This is a genomic window from Bradyrhizobium sp. LB8.2, assembly GCF_040548035.1.
In the GTDB taxonomy this organism is placed as follows: domain Bacteria; phylum Pseudomonadota; class Alphaproteobacteria; order Rhizobiales; family Xanthobacteraceae; genus Bradyrhizobium.
On sequence record NZ_JBEPQV010000001.1, the window covers coordinates 237092 to 250311 of the forward strand.

The 13220-nt window shown below is 59.7% G+C and carries 14 protein-coding genes; 8 read left to right on the forward strand and 6 right to left on the reverse strand.

The window, feature by feature from the left end; translation table 11 throughout:
* The first annotated feature begins 639 nt into the window (after positions 1-639).
* The 3 genes from ABIB06_RS01100 (at position 640) to ABIB06_RS01110 (ending at position 1871) form a co-directional block, all read left to right on the forward strand.
* Complete coding sequence (locus ABIB06_RS01100; protein ID WP_354068784.1) at positions 640-927, forward strand: hypothetical protein; 288 nt, start codon at positions 640-642, stop codon at positions 925-927.
* 42 nt (positions 928-969) lie between these two features.
* The gene (locus ABIB06_RS01105) at positions 970-1386 is read left to right on the forward strand and encodes a hypothetical protein (RefSeq protein WP_247347289.1); all 417 of its coding nucleotides are present in this window, start codon (positions 970-972) and stop codon (positions 1384-1386) included.
* Between the two features lie 134 nt (positions 1387-1520).
* On the forward strand, positions 1521-1871 hold the full coding sequence (locus ABIB06_RS01110) for a hypothetical protein (RefSeq protein ID WP_354068781.1): 351 nt from the start codon (positions 1521-1523) through the stop codon (positions 1869-1871).
* A 39-nt stretch (positions 1872-1910) separates the two neighbouring features.
* Here the strand turns inward: ABIB06_RS01110 and ABIB06_RS01115 are convergent, their stop codons facing one another.
* Positions 1911-2912: a hypothetical protein gene (locus tag ABIB06_RS01115; protein ID WP_354125552.1), complete on the reverse strand. Its 1002-nt coding sequence runs from the start codon at positions 2910-2912 to the stop codon at positions 1911-1913.
* A gap of 1915 nt (positions 2913-4827) precedes the next feature.
* Between ABIB06_RS01115 and ABIB06_RS01120 the strand changes: the two genes are divergently transcribed.
* Positions 4828-5307: a hypothetical protein gene (locus ABIB06_RS01120; RefSeq protein WP_354068779.1), complete on the forward strand. Its 480-nt coding sequence runs from the start codon at positions 4828-4830 to the stop codon at positions 5305-5307.
* 46 nt (positions 5308-5353) lie between these two features.
* On the opposite strand, the gene ABIB06_RS01125 is transcribed toward ABIB06_RS01120, so the two are convergent.
* Both ABIB06_RS01125 and ABIB06_RS01130 read right to left on the reverse strand, forming a co-directional pair.
* Positions 5354-6016: a hypothetical protein gene (locus ABIB06_RS01125; protein ID WP_354068777.1), complete on the reverse strand. Its 663-nt coding sequence runs from the start codon at positions 6014-6016 to the stop codon at positions 5354-5356.
* A 60-nt stretch (positions 6017-6076) separates the two neighbouring features.
* Entirely contained in the window at positions 6077-6814 is a 738-nt protein-coding gene (locus tag ABIB06_RS01130; RefSeq protein WP_354047385.1) for a metallophosphoesterase family protein, read from the reverse strand.
* A 193-nt stretch (positions 6815-7007) separates the two neighbouring features.
* Here ABIB06_RS01130 and ABIB06_RS01135 point away from each other — a divergent pair, with 193 nt between their 5' ends.
* Entirely contained in the window at positions 7008-7634 is a 627-nt protein-coding gene (locus tag ABIB06_RS01135; RefSeq protein ID WP_354068775.1) for a transglutaminase-like cysteine peptidase, read from the forward strand.
* Between the two features lie 396 nt (positions 7635-8030).
* The gene (locus tag ABIB06_RS01140) at positions 8031-8648 is read left to right on the forward strand and encodes a transglutaminase-like cysteine peptidase (protein WP_354068773.1); all 618 of its coding nucleotides are present in this window, start codon (positions 8031-8033) and stop codon (positions 8646-8648) included.
* 9 nt (positions 8649-8657) lie between these two features.
* On the opposite strand, the gene ABIB06_RS01145 is transcribed toward ABIB06_RS01140, so the two are convergent.
* The 3 genes from ABIB06_RS01145 to ABIB06_RS01155 form a co-directional block, all read right to left on the reverse strand.
* Positions 8658-9926 carry a hypothetical protein gene (locus ABIB06_RS01145; protein ID WP_354068771.1) on the reverse strand — a complete coding sequence of 423 codons (1269 nt, stop codon included), beginning with the start codon at positions 9924-9926 and terminating at the stop codon, positions 8658-8660.
* Between the two features lie 151 nt (positions 9927-10077).
* A complete protein-coding gene (locus ABIB06_RS01150; RefSeq protein WP_354068769.1) occupies positions 10078-10353 on the reverse strand; it encodes a hypothetical protein in 276 nt (91 codons plus the stop codon).
* A 74-nt stretch (positions 10354-10427) separates the two neighbouring features.
* Positions 10428-10889 carry a hypothetical protein gene (locus ABIB06_RS01155; RefSeq protein ID WP_354068767.1) on the reverse strand — a complete coding sequence of 154 codons (462 nt, stop codon included), beginning with the start codon at positions 10887-10889 and terminating at the stop codon, positions 10428-10430.
* Positions 10890-11261: 372 nt separating this feature from the next.
* Between ABIB06_RS01155 and ABIB06_RS01160 the strand changes: the two genes are divergently transcribed.
* Together ABIB06_RS01160 and ABIB06_RS01165 are read left to right on the forward strand one after the other, a co-directional pair.
* The gene (locus ABIB06_RS01160) at positions 11262-12464 is read left to right on the forward strand and encodes a polysaccharide biosynthesis/export family protein (protein ID WP_354068826.1); all 1203 of its coding nucleotides are present in this window, start codon (positions 11262-11264) and stop codon (positions 12462-12464) included.
* A 161-nt stretch (positions 12465-12625) separates the two neighbouring features.
* Positions 12626-13207: a hypothetical protein gene (locus ABIB06_RS01165; protein ID WP_354068765.1), complete on the forward strand. Its 582-nt coding sequence runs from the start codon at positions 12626-12628 to the stop codon at positions 13205-13207.
* The last annotated feature ends 13 nt before the right edge of the window (positions 13208-13220 follow it).

The following is a 13220-nucleotide window of genomic DNA, read 5'->3' on the forward strand; positions in this document are numbered from 1 at the left end:
GAGCCCGTTTCTCTCAGGTGACGATCAATCTTCAAGCAACACGTTGCACAAACTTCATCTTCGTCTGGCAAAACTTTCAGCGGCGCCGACCTTGATGTCGTCACAACGACAAGCTGAAATACTCAGGGAGGAACGTTCCAGAAAAACGTGGGAATATTCCAAATGGCAGCGATCCTGGTTTTGGCTTCGATTTTTGCAGCAGGTTTTTGCTGTGGTTACGGTGTGCGGGCCTGGCGCTCCCGCAAGCGATCAGCGCGGTATCGTCTGTATGCGCCCTATACTCCGGCCTCGATAGGAGTTGGCCGAAGCCAGCGCCCGTCGTGATGGCAGGGACCGGCGCGATATCTCGGCGATGGATCGATCTGACTTGGTCTCGATCACTGCGGCGCACGAAATAACCATGTGCGGTTAGGTTAATTTTTCGCAGTCCTTGTGAGCTTTGGAGCAGTCGCTTAGAAATGGGCCAATTGATTGCGAGAGTTCAGCTGCCGCGATTTGCGGGGTAGGCGTAGATGGCGTATCTGATTGCGTTGCTGGGCATGACAATTTGCGTCCTGCTCTTGATTGCTTTTGTTCGTACCTATAGTCGGCGGCTCACAAATCTTCGAGGTCCTTGGATCCTCAGTGAGGGCCGTCGCAATGATTGATCAAGGGCGCAATGCGCCACGCAGGTATTTTGTCGATCGGCAAGGGCATCGTGTTCTGATCGGCCTTTCGCTCGACGAGACGGCGGAATTTGAAGCGCTGGACCTTCCATCGATGAATGCTGATCATTCGGTGATCGAGCATGGGAGCGCAGAGGCCGTCGCAACCGGCGAAATGCGATGGCTTGAGCTTTATTCCAGGCACGAAGGGGCCTGGCGGGTGTGGATAGCGCAGAGCCGGGCAGAGCAGGCGGAAAATTCAGCCTTTGTTAACTACGTCTGACCGATGGTAGCGGCTTAGAAAGCCAGAAGTGGGATGGCCCAAATGTTCCAGCTGTTCCTGAGGGCACGCGCACACAATCTTCTCAACCTCCGCCGCGAGGACAAGGGCTTCAAGGCCCGCTCCACCGAGCGTGACGCCGCGACCGATCGCGTGCGGATCGATGCGGTGATAACTGCGCTCGATGCCGCTCTGCAGGAGGCTGAAAGGGAGCAGGCCGGCCTCAACCGGCGCGTCGACGATGCGCTCGCGCGTGCGTCCGTCACCTTCGGAAACGGCACCGATGAATATCTGGAGCGGGAGCCGCTCGACAACTACCATCAGGATCTGTTTGCCGCGGATATCTCGAACGGCCAGCGGCGGCTCAAGGAGCTGGCGAGCACGATCTCGCACCTGAAATTCGTCAAGGCCGCGATGCTCACTCGCTTTCCTGATTTCAAGCCGCCGCAGCTCAACAGCTAGCAACCGGTGGTTCCGCAACGGCGTCGTGCCCCGGTTCAGGATCTCGGCGGCACGAAGCCAGGGCAGATTCCTCAGGTCGACTGCTCTGCGGCCCGGGAAGTGAATCCAAGCATGGGTCCAATCGGCTCTGTTTGATGTTTGGCTCCTCTGTCCTTTTTGATATGGTTCCCACCAGCGTTCTCGGACGGATTGAAGGAGCGAGCCAGGTGCCCCTCGGAAATTTGCAGAAGTTGATTGGATTGGCATTTGTATTGGCTTTTGCCGCGCCGGTAGCGGCTTCGGCCGTTACCGTTGAAGTGGCGCGCGCATGTGATGCTGCATTGATCAAGGCCTTTCCGCCAAAACAGATTGGCAATCCCGCTGCAGGTAGCAGCAAGGGGACGGCCAAGGAGCGGCGCGACTATTTCAGCAAATGCGTCGCGAACAATGGCAAGGTCGACGACGGTCCAGCGGACACGCCGAAGGACAACAAAGCCAATAAATAAACGGAGACGCGATGATGATTCATCCAATCCCGTCGCGCTTTAACGTCGTGGCGGGCAAGGTGAGTAGAACGCGCCGTTCGTTGCGTTAATGCGTTCGACGCATTGGTTGGGATCAGTCGGCGTCCCGGCCACGGTGAAGTCATAGCCCATACCTTTGACCACCACGACGTAGCGACCCGGCGAAAGCGTAAAGCCGTCCTGCTCCGGCTGCAGCGATAGCATTCTCGGCTGGTCCTCGACCGGACCTACTTTGTAAGGGTAGGACATGCTGCGAATGACCCAGGTGTCGCCGGCGGTGACCATGGCCGCTTTCCCGGTTGCATCGACGCCCATCGCTCGGGAGACTTTTGCGACCACCCGAACCTCGGTCCCGGTTGCATCGACACCACCGTCGGACCTGAACACAATGAAGCTGACATCTCCGCTTGTCAGCGTCGTCGCGCTCGGCGTGTTGATTGCGGCTGAGATCGCGACACGGCGGTCCGGGATCTTTCCCGGGACCGGCTTGAGCTCCTGGAGCTGGCCGTCGCTCAGGGCGTAGACGCCGAAGGTCGTCGGCAACGGCATTGAGGGTTGCGCAGCCGTCGCCGGCTCCTTCGGTTGATCCGGTGTCCGTTCGACGTTCTCACTGCTAGATGGAGTCACCGCGACGGTGGGTTGAGGCTCGGAGCTTGTCGAGGTGCGCTTGGACAGCGTCGCGGACTGCCACAATGCGACGAATTGTGTCCTCAACCGCGGCCAATAAGTAACTGCAGCGCTGGCGCCGGCAATGATGACCAGGATGGCAACTAATCGGATGAGGGAGTTGATGATGCCGCTTCGCGAGGACTGGTCGGGCGGTCTTGGCGGTGCGACAGAACCGGGCCATGTTTCCGCAAGCTTCTGAACGGGCGCCAGATTCGTAACGGGAGTCGGGGGACTGAGCGGCGACTGATGCGAAGCGACGTCTAGCGCCGACTCCGGCATTGCGGACAGCGCGTCGCGCTCAGGAGCGCCGCGTTCAAATGAAAGCTCAACCTCCCGAATGGCGCGTTCCAGCACTTGCTGGACCTCGCGGGATTCCCGTGCGTCGCCATGGGTGAATTGTTCCAGGAGCTTGATGCGGGCCTGCTCGTACACGATCTCGCGGATCTGCCGCGGGTCGCGGGATATGTCGCGAATCCGCCCGGACAGTAGACGCACAAACCCGGCCTTGATAGCGTGCGTATTTGGAGCGCCGGCGGCAGTGTCGCTGGGGTCAGTCATCAAGGCCGATCAAGTAACCCGGAATAGGCAGTTTCGCTAGGCTTTTCCGCGTCAAATCCATCGCTGCGAAAGCCGCTCTGATCGCCAGCTTGCAAGAGCCCTTGTCGCACCAGCTTCGGGGGCTTGCTTTTAGGCAGAAAGCTGTGACAGTTCGACGAGTTCCTCTTTCCGGTATTTTGATCATGCGCGACGGTCTCATAGCACTCACGTTTGTGGCTCTTCTGGTGCAACCTTCTTTTGCACAAGGGACCAAGGACAAGGCCAATTTGACGAGCACCAGCATCGTGACCTTACCTCCGAAGAAGACCCAAACGGCCCAGAGCGCCTCACGACCGACAGCCGTCCGGAACCTGGCGCCAGGCACGCTGCCGAGCGGGACGGCGGCGCAGGGGGTCTGGAGGGACGGCAAATTGATCGCAGTGCCTCGGCAATGACGACCCAAGCAACCGTGAAGGAACGGTGATCGCCTCTCCGACGTTCTCGCTCGGGAGATATCTCATGAAACGATTAGTCTTGACCACAGTTGCCCTTCTTGTGACCGCGAGCACGTGGGCCCCAAGCGCCCGGGCCCAGGGGGTCAATGATCCGTCTACGCCCAATCGCAACGTGATTATCGTCAATCCGTCGCAGCCTTCGCCGAGCACGGCCACGCGAAACATTCCGAGCCAGATTCAGGCGCCCCGGACCAACGGAGGGCGTGCTCGCCCCTATTACGGGAGCAGGACCCGGGGCAGCGGGTCGAGCCGGCGATAATCGAAGCATAAGCCGACTATGGGGGATTTACCTCGACCTCCAGCATCGACGTTCCGGCATCACGACGGTTCTTGCCCGAGATCAGAAGGGTGAATCTATCGGTGCCCGGCGTTTCGGCTTTCGCCGAATATCGAAAGCCGGAACGTTGAAGATTTGCATATACGACCAACGCAGTCCCTGGATGCAGTCCGCGCCAGGCTGGACCGTCATCATCCACTTCACCGTATCCTCTGATAGAGCAAACGGCGTCCGCTCCTTGACGCAAAGCGGACTCGCTTGAGCCGCAGCTGCGATGCAGGCACCCAGCAGCAACATTGGTCTCTGGCACATTCTCGGCAACCCCGTGAGCGGAGTGTTCGAGATTAATATCGATGAGCTGATGAGGTCTTAGACCTAAGGGCTTGCCAGACGGCCATCGACCCTGCGCCGGCGGACGCCTGCAATCATCGCTGTGACGCAGCCTCAGCGGCCGGCTGGCACTGCCTGCTGGGCGTCATCCCACCGCCGGTGGGGAAGTTGCTGGATTTGAGGGTCATTCCGCTGACGCGGAAGCGGACATTTCCCGCCAAGTGCAAATAGTCCGAGGCTGGTGCTGCTGACCGTCCGCACCTCGACATAGGTTAGCGTGATCGAACCGACGCTCGGGGTAACCTGGGTGATATCGACAAACCGGGCTCCCGGGAAAAGCTTCTGGTCGAGGCCATAGAAAATCTTTTCACGCTCGGACCACAGAACGAAGTGACCACCGGCTTTCTGATCGACTGCTTCGTATTGCGTATGGATGACTTGCGGGTATTCGATCGGACCTGCAGACGCAGACTGAGTCCCTAACCAGATGACGAGAGCCAGAAGGCAATGCTGCGGACCACGGGCTGAAATCCTCGCGAGCTAAAGCACAAAGGTTGCCTGTGAATTGGCTGTCTTGCAATCGGCAAAGGTATAGACTGCAGGGGAGGAGATGGTCTTTTACCCGGTCTTTGGAGTTATTGGTGTGCGAGCCGTTCGGCGTGACCACTCACTGACTTACGCAAGGCAGTTTGTGTCGCTGTCTCGAGCGGCCATCATTGCTGGTGGACTCGCCCTTTGCCTAACCGGTGCGCACTCCTCTCTTGCTCAGACACAGCCCGAGCCCTCACTCAATGACTACCTTCCGCCAAGTGAGCTCGAACTGACGCGCGACGAATGGCGGCAGCGGCTCGAAGACGGACGACGACGGGCCAAAGAGGTCTCGCGCGAGCGGCGGGAGCACCCGGAAGTGTACAAGCCGGTCCCGGAAGATCCGGAGATCCTCGCAACCGAACGCATCCTCAACGACGAGAGCCTGCAGCGAGGCGACATCATCGCCACCAAGAAGGGCATGTTCGTCTACCAGGGGCGATCGGATCAACCGCGTGGCGAACAGGATTTTGTGCCAGTTAATCCGAAATCGGTGCGCTGAGGAGCGTCTGGCAGCCTAAGCCAAGCCGCGCAAGGGCGCCCTCGATTTAATACCGCCGCAAGATCTCATTGAACTTAGGATCGGTTACCTGCGTGGCCTCCAGAAGCAGCGATTTGCCTTGTGGCGTTGCCTGTACGTAGGCCGCGATCAGGAGCGGCTCGTAACTAGAGCGGTGGGCCAGCGCCGAGCGAATGTCCGATTGCGCCAGCAGCTTGATCTCATCGTCGGCTGCGGCCGCGCTCGACGTTACGGTTTGGACCCGGGAGAAGGCAACGGCTATCGGCACGGCTCCGGCCAGGTAAGACATTTTCACTGCAGGCGTTACCGGCTCGCCGGATTGAGCTTTCAACGTGCCTAGCGTGAGCCATAGCGCGGGACGGATCGGCGATACTTTCAAGGCTGCAACCACAGCGCCTTGGGCCGCCTTGTTCTCGGTCGCTCGGCCGTTCGCATCGGCTGAGGGATGGTGAAGAATGTCCGCGGCTTTCGCTGCGGCGTAGTTCGCGAGCAAGTCGCCATCGAACGAAAAGGTCGCCAGTACCCCCGACGTCGCTACAATGGCCTTGTCGGGCGGAATCTCGCCAAAGAATAAATCGCTCGCCCGAAAGTTCGGTCGCGTGAGATCGCCATAGGATCCCAATCCTGCATGAAGCAGCAAGAGCACTGCGGCGCAGAAGCCGATGACACGAAGCAGGAACATGCGGTTCATGATTGACTTCGAAATATTCGGGTGAGGCGGACCGAGTGGGCCGACAGCTCTACGATCGTCTTAAATTGCCAGCAGACTATCGCCTTGGATCGTGAGGAGCGTCAAGTTGCCGGTCGCATAAGCGCCGGTGTCGATGTTGATCCGGTTGGGGCGGATATCGGGAGCACTAACCGGGGTATGACCGTGGACGACATATTTACCGAAGCGTCGCTCGGACTCGAGAAATTCCTCGCGGATCCAGAGCAGATCCTCTTCCTTTTGACGATCGAGGGCTATGCCCGGCTTGACGCCGGCGTGAACAAAAAAGAAATCACCGCACACAAAGGAGGTGCGGAGCTGCTGAAGAAATGAAAGATGCTCCGGCGGAAGCGCACGCCTCAACCCTTCGATCAACTCAATTTGCTCCTCAGCCGTCGGATTCATCGTCGGGTTAATGCCGTAGGAAACAAGGGTCAGCAGGCCTCCATAGTGGCGCCACTCCTGCAGGCGTGCCGGGTCCTTGAGGACCTCGAGCAGGAAGACCTCGTGGTTGCCTTTGAGGCAAACGGTCTCGTGCGACTTCGAGCGCTCGATCAGGAGGTCAAGCACGGCGCGTGAGTCCGGGCCCCGGTCGACGTAATCGCCAAGAAACACCTGGATGGCTCGTTGGGGAGCAGAGCGCGCAAGGTCGGCGTCAATGACGGTTAAGAGGGACTGAAGCAAGTCGGCCCGCCCATGCACGTCTGCGATGGCATAGATACGAACGCCATCGGGAAGCCGCGGCTTAATATTTTTACGAAAGCGTTTGGAAAGGCCCATCAGGTCGGTCGAATCGCATCTGCCGTCACGAGCGGAACGTCGTGATCGCTCTTAGCAGAACAAGTCACATATCGGTATTCTTAATTGTTTCTGACAGAAACGCGGCTGCTTTGATTAAAGGATCGCTCGGCCTTTGAGCCGTATTTCAAGACGTCTCGCGTAGTGTCTCCTCAACAAGAACGGGGAGCGCGTCATGCGCAAAGTTGTAAAGTTCCTGGCGGCCGTGGCCGCTGTGGTGGTGGCCGTTGGGGTCCAGCAGAGCGCGAAGGCGGCCTTCGTTGGTGCGCCGTTGGGGCTGCGTGGTGCCATGCAATACATCAAGTTCGACCAGCCGACGCTGGCGCCGATGGCGTTCACGATCTTTTGCTTGAAGTACAAGGACGAGTGTAAGCCGCGACCGCAGCACATCGTGTTCAGGGGCGGGCGTCTGAAACTCACGGCGGAGCGTATGGCCCAGCTTCAGGAGGTCAATCATCAGGTCAACAGCGCGATCCGGCCAGAGCCCAATCTGGAAGGGCTGCGCGGAGAGAAATGGCTGCTTCATCCTACGAGCGGCGACTGCAACGATTACGCTGTGACAAAACGCCACGATCTGATCGCCAAGGGTTTCCCGGCGCGGTCGGTGCTGCTCGGCGAGGTCGTGGTGCCTTGGGGTGAGCATCATCTCGTGGTCGTGGTGCGGACCTCCTCCGGCGATCTCGTGCTCGATAACCTGACCGGGCACATCCTGCCGTGGTCGAAGAAGTCCTATCGCTGGGTTCGCATTCAGACACCCAAGAACCCGACTTACTGGGCCTCACTCGGTGATCGCAACGCCTGATGACGGCATTACGGCTGGCAGATTTCTGCCAGCTGTGGTCTGCCATCGCGCTCAGCTCCACAGAAGCGGCGGACCATGGCAAGGCCCGTTTCGCGAAATCTTCTGACCCGCCAGGATTGGTGCGCTCACTCCGCTCAATGTCGTCTGCACGCTTCGTCCTCGCCAGCTTTCCGTACGCGACTGCGGGCGCCAGCACATCGGCGACCGCAGAAAGCAGGAACCTCAGCCGCTAATTCCCGGCCGCTTGGCCGGTCGTAGGATGATCTACGTGCGGGCGAGTTCGACAACCAGGGAACTAATGCATCCGAAGGTTGTTGTTGTTTGACATTCAGCCGGTGAGCCATACTTTGAAAGGTGTTTTGTGAATTTCCCCTCCACACGAACGGGGAGCACAAGATGCGCAAGGCTGCGAGATTCCTGGCGATCGTCTCGATCGTATCGATTTGGGCTCCATACGGTGCGGAGGCGGACTTGATAACCGCGCCGATGGAACTGCGCGGCGCAATTCAATACATCACGTTCGACGCGCCGACGCTGCCGCCTATGGCGTTCACGATCTTCTGTCTCAGATACAAGAAGGAGTGCAGGCCTCACCGGATACCGTTCAGGGGCGGACGGCTCAAGCTGACGCCTCAGCGCTGGACCGAACTCAACCAGGTCAACCGTCAGGTGAATCTTGCGATCCAACCCGAACCGAATCTGGAGGGCTTGGCAGGAGAGAAGTGGCTTCTGCATCCTGCGAGTGGGGACTGCAACGACTATGCCGTAACAAAACGCCACGATTTGATCGCGAAGGGCTTTCCGGCGCGCTCGGTGCTGCTCAGCGAGGTCGTGGTGCCTTCGGGTGAGCATCATCTCTTAGTCGTGGTGCGCACCTTCTCCGGCGATCTCGTGCTGGACAGTCTCACCGGGAGCATCCTGCCCTGGTCGAAGAAGCCCTATCGCTGGGTCCGCATTCAGACGCCGAAGAACCCGAATTACTGGGCGTCACTCGGCGGCGATCGCGACGCCTGATGACTCGCACTATCGTAAGGACCGGCTGACGCTCTGCGACAGTCCCAGTCCGACGATCACTGAAAGGCACAGGATTGCCGCCGGGTACAGCAGTCCTGGACCGGCGAAGCCCTGAATCAGCGCGAAGAGAAGGCAGGCCGCGGCCGTCGCAGGGAAGAACGAGTCGCGTCCGCGCTGCAAAGCGCCCAAGAAAAGTCGCGCCAGAGCTGTCACGCCCACCAGCAGCGCGGCAGCCAGGCCAATCCATCCCGTGTCCGTAAAGATCGCCATCGCGGCTGATGGCGCCGTTAAAGTCGTACCGGAATTGCTCTGGTAGATCCTGCCTAGGGCCGAAAAGGTCCCTGCGCCCGCACCGAACCATCGGGTGTCGGCCAACATTCGTTCAAGCGCGGCTCTTGTTTCAGCACCTATATCCGGGACAAGCCGCAAGAGGATGGAGCCGGAACTCTTCTCGAAGAGGAAGGTCAGGACGATGGTCGCTCCGATCAATGCGGCAACGGACAGCGCGCCTGCAGCCAGGGGCGACAGGTCAAGCCGGCGAATGACAAGGATCAGCAAGATCAGCACAACACCGAAGCTTGCCGCGATCGCGCTGTTCGTGCCGGACAAGCCAAAGATCGCAACAGCCCCTGCGAGAGCGCCCACGAGACCGCAAAGGCCGATCGCAATCGAGCGAACGAGCGAGTGACGCGTTTCGGCCCGCTCAGCGGCCAACTGCATGACGGCCAAATTCAGCATAGTGCCGAGGCCGGCAAAGGTTGTCGCCAGGTCGAAGGGGGCGGTGGCCACAAGTCCCGGCGAGAGCCGATTCAGACCCAAAGCCAGGGCGCAGACTGTGGCTATTCCGCTCAAGACGAATAGAACCAGCTCGGCGCGGCCACGGTCGCGGACCACGACAATCGTAACCCCGACCAGAGAGAGAGCAGCAAGCGCCAAGAACAGCGCGTTCAGCGTCAATCCGATGTCGGCCGTGACCGGCCCAAATGGCAGGCCACCCAAGGCCTCCTGCACACTCGCCCAGATCGGATGCGCCCAGCGGAGCCAAAGCGGCACCAACTGGGCTGCGATACCAAGCGGAATGGCGATCAGAACCCAGTGGCCCCACCCCGTGGCACGCAGATAGTGCTGGTAGTCGGCCTTTCGTGCGCTGAAGGCTGCTGCCAATAGGCTCAGCGCCGCAGCCATCATCCCGAGCTGCGCGCCGAATTTGGCGCCGGCAATGTCGAGAGCGGATGCAGAGACAAGGCAAACGATGAGGGCAAAATAAGCGAAGGACAAACGTGCGCCTGGAAGGAATCCTGAAAGGGTCAGGCCACCATACAAGCCGGAGGCAAGTTTTCAAACAGAGCGCTGCAGCCCACGCAGCTCCTAGCCCATATCAACGAAGCGTCGCCTGCGGGACAGACGGATTGATGCGCCACAAAGGAGGTCAGCGGGCGGTCTTGAGCGGACGGGCAAACACGCGGGCGGCACGACCAGCGGCGAGAGCAAAGCGGGCGGCCGAGCCAGAGAGATAACCGGCCTGGAGCGCGATAGCCGCGAGCACTACGCCCTTCAGGCCATCGAGAAAGCCCAGATTGGCCATCCAGCCGACCGGGATCGCGGCGAGCAGCATGACGAACGTCAGCGGCAGGAGCACCAGGACGCGAAAGCGTTGGCCCAGAACTGCGCCCACCAGAAAGCTGAAGATCAAAAGCTCGGTCATCCGAAACACTCCGTGCTCCGGACCTTAGGTTCCGCACCCTAAAAAGACCCTTAAGTCGTATGGCTAAATTTTGTCTATTGGCCGCAATTTGCCAGCAGGGAGTTATACGCTTCCCGGAGCCCGTTCAGGGCCACCACGCCTTTAATTTCGGTGTCGCTTTCCTTCACGAGGACGGACAACGAGGGCGTCGTCTGCCACTTTCCGGCGGCAAAGGCGGAGACCTCGTCGGGCAGGAGGACGGCGGCACCGGCCGCCGCAATGCTGGCCTCGACCGTCACAGCACCTCCTGTGGTGGAAGTGATCGTGACCTTGGGGTGGCTCTTGGGCGGGAAGGGGCGGATTAGGGCCACCAGCACCTCCGTCCTACCTTTTGGCGCGCAGCGAACAATCAGGCCGGCAAAATCGGGATCAGATTGCATGGTCTCGGCTGTTTTGGTGATGGCGGCAAAACTCTCCCCCTCCTTGGGGCCTTGGGTGCGGGAGAATCTCCAGGCGGACGTCGGGGCAGGACTGGCGACCTGGACGAGACAGATCAACTCAGGCCGTGCTCGCAAGCCTACGCAACCGCCTTCTGATGAGGCAGCTGCAACCATAGGCCCGAGCAGACCTAAAAGCGCGATAGCGAAAACAGGCACGTAAGGACCCCCATTTCTGGAGTACTTCCAGAGTTCAATAGCAGGAGAGCCCCATCACAAAAACGGCCTCTTCCAGGCACATTGCCTTGGCAACACGCACCAAAAATACCCCAAATGTTCACAATGGGTTAACTCGCCGGCCAATCTGTGACTGGAACGCAACAGTTGTCCTCGGATCGTAGGGGCAACCGGCCTGTTTGCCCGGGCAAGTCTTGTCGCACTGCCCGCAACCCCGTACGAATTGAGTCAATTGGGGAACCACTAGGCGCCTTCATGCATCCATTTGCGACGACTCGTGTTTTGACGCTGGCGCTTTTGAGCGTGGGCTTGGCGCTTGGGGGATGTTCGACCAATCCAGGCTCGGGACCCCTAACCGACGACGTCAACAACCACACCCAGACTGACAGCGCACCAGCTTACGAGCTGGTCCCTCTCAATCCGGCTACGGTGAATATCCTGCACACCCACGAGCCGAAAGGGCTCGCTGGCGTATTTACCGACCGTCGCCCGCCGGCAAGCATCGTGTTCGGCATTGGCGATGTCGTCAGCGTCACCATCTTCGAGGCGGCCGCGGGCGGTCTGTTCATTCCAGCGGAAGCCGGCGTTCGCCCCGGTAACTTCGTGACGATCCCAGACCAGGCCGTCGACAATGACGGCTTTATCACGGTGCCGTATGCCGGCCAGGTGAAGGCGGCGGGCCTCACTGCCGTGCAAATTCAGCGCGCTGTCGTTGACAAGATCGCCAACCGCGCCATTGAGCCGCAGGTCGTGGTTGCGATGTCCTCGCAGCGGACCCAGCTCATCAGCGTGCTCGGCGAAGTCAATGCGCCTGCGCGTTATCCGGCGAGTGCGGCGGGTGCAAAGGACAAGGTGCTTGACGCAATTACGCGCGCAGGCGGTATCAAGGGCCAGGGCTTCGAAACTTGGGTCATGCTGGAGCGCGCCGGCAAGCGGGCGACCGTGCCGTTTGAGAATCTGGTCATGAGCCCGGAGAACAATATCTACGTTCGTCCGGACGACAGCGTCTACGTCTATCGCGAGCAGCAGAAGTTCCTGGCGTTCGGCGCCAGTGGTCAGAGCGGCGAATTCAACTTTGATGCCTGGCGCATCAATCTCGGCGAAGCTGTCGGCAAGGCTGGTGGTCTTCTGGATGGTCAGGCTGATCCGGCTTCGGTCTACCTGTATCGCCGTGAGCCGCGTGAGGTTGCTGCCCAGCTCGGCATCGATGTCAGCAGGTACACAAGCGAGACGATCCCGGTCATCTTCAACGTGAACTTCCGCGATCCGGGTGGCTTCTTCCTCGCCACCAAGGTGATGATGAAGAACCAGGACATCATTTACGTATCGAACTCGCGCAACGTCGAAGTCGCCAAGTTCTTGACCTACCTGCGTGTGATCATGGCGACCGGCAACGATGCTGTGAATCTCGGCAACAATGCGCTGATCTTCCGCAACAACATCAAGTTGGCGCCGTAGGGCGGGGCCAACCTGATCCACGACATCCGATGGCACCGGGGCTTTGTCCCGGTGCCATTTTCGTTTAGCAATCAAGGCGGCCCTTTTCGGGTTATGGATCAAGGCACCACTGAGCAAGGCGTGCCGATCATCGGTCACCCCGCAGTGTTGCGAGGGGCGTCATGCGGTTTGGACGGCAGACATTCTGGTGTTTTCTGACCCTCATCATCGGGTGGCCTGTTCTGTTCGAGCAGGCTGCCGGTGCGGCGGGGGAGTTCGGAGTACGCCACCGGATCGATGTAGTGGTCTCTGCCGAGCCCGACGCGCCGATCTTTCAGCGCCTTCGGGGTGCCAAGGGCGAAGTTTCATTCACAGTCCGCCTGTCGGCGAATTCCAAGGAGAGCCGGTTCTTCGGGATGCTGCACCCGTCCTTTCCGGATATCGTTGTGCCCGAGGGAACGGGCAAACCTCTCGTCCAACAAACAAAGCTATGGGAGGAGGAGGTCTGCCATCAGCGGCGGGGCCTGCCCAAGGTGACGGTCACTCAACTCGCCGGGCATTTCGGCGAGGGGGTGGGGCGTATCGAGATATCCGGCATTAACCGTCACATAGGCAATCTGGTCCCGCCGGATGAATTAACCCCCGGAATAAAACTCGAGTCGGGGAGTGATAACCTTGGGCTATTCTACGGCTTTCGGGCGCAGACCCGGATCAGCCGCTTGAACGTGGATCTGAAGATCTATCCGATCGATTGCTTCCTCTAGACTCAAGCAAAGC

What these genes read in the sequence shown, in the direction of transcription:
- ABIB06_RS01100 (WP_354068784.1), top strand. Translation starts at nt 640, where the DNA reads ATGATTGATCAAGGGCGCAATGCGCCACGCAGGTATTTTGTCGATCGG.
- ABIB06_RS01105 (WP_247347289.1), top strand. Translation starts at nt 970, where the DNA reads ATGTTCCAGCTGTTCCTGAGGGCACGCGCACACAATCTTCTCAACCTC.
- ABIB06_RS01110 (WP_354068781.1), top strand. Translation starts at nt 1,521, where the DNA reads ATGTTTGGCTCCTCTGTCCTTTTTGATATGGTTCCCACCAGCGTTCTC.
- ABIB06_RS01120 (WP_354068779.1), top strand. Translation starts at nt 4,828, where the DNA reads ATGGTCTTTTACCCGGTCTTTGGAGTTATTGGTGTGCGAGCCGTTCGG.
- ABIB06_RS01125 (WP_354068777.1), bottom strand. Translation starts at nt 6,016, where the DNA reads ATGAACCGCATGTTCCTGCTTCGTGTCATCGGCTTCTGCGCCGCAGTG.
- ABIB06_RS01130 (WP_354047385.1), bottom strand. Translation starts at nt 6,814, where the DNA reads ATGGGCCTTTCCAAACGCTTTCGTAAAAATATTAAGCCGCGGCTTCCC.
- ABIB06_RS01135 (WP_354068775.1), top strand. Translation starts at nt 7,008, where the DNA reads ATGCGCAAAGTTGTAAAGTTCCTGGCGGCCGTGGCCGCTGTGGTGGTG.
- ABIB06_RS01140 (WP_354068773.1), top strand. Translation starts at nt 8,031, where the DNA reads ATGCGCAAGGCTGCGAGATTCCTGGCGATCGTCTCGATCGTATCGATT.
- ABIB06_RS01150 (WP_354068769.1), bottom strand. Translation starts at nt 10,353, where the DNA reads ATGACCGAGCTTTTGATCTTCAGCTTTCTGGTGGGCGCAGTTCTGGGC.
- ABIB06_RS01160 (WP_354068826.1), top strand. Translation starts at nt 11,262, where the DNA reads ATGCATCCATTTGCGACGACTCGTGTTTTGACGCTGGCGCTTTTGAGC.
- ABIB06_RS01165 (WP_354068765.1), top strand. Translation starts at nt 12,626, where the DNA reads ATGCGGTTTGGACGGCAGACATTCTGGTGTTTTCTGACCCTCATCATC.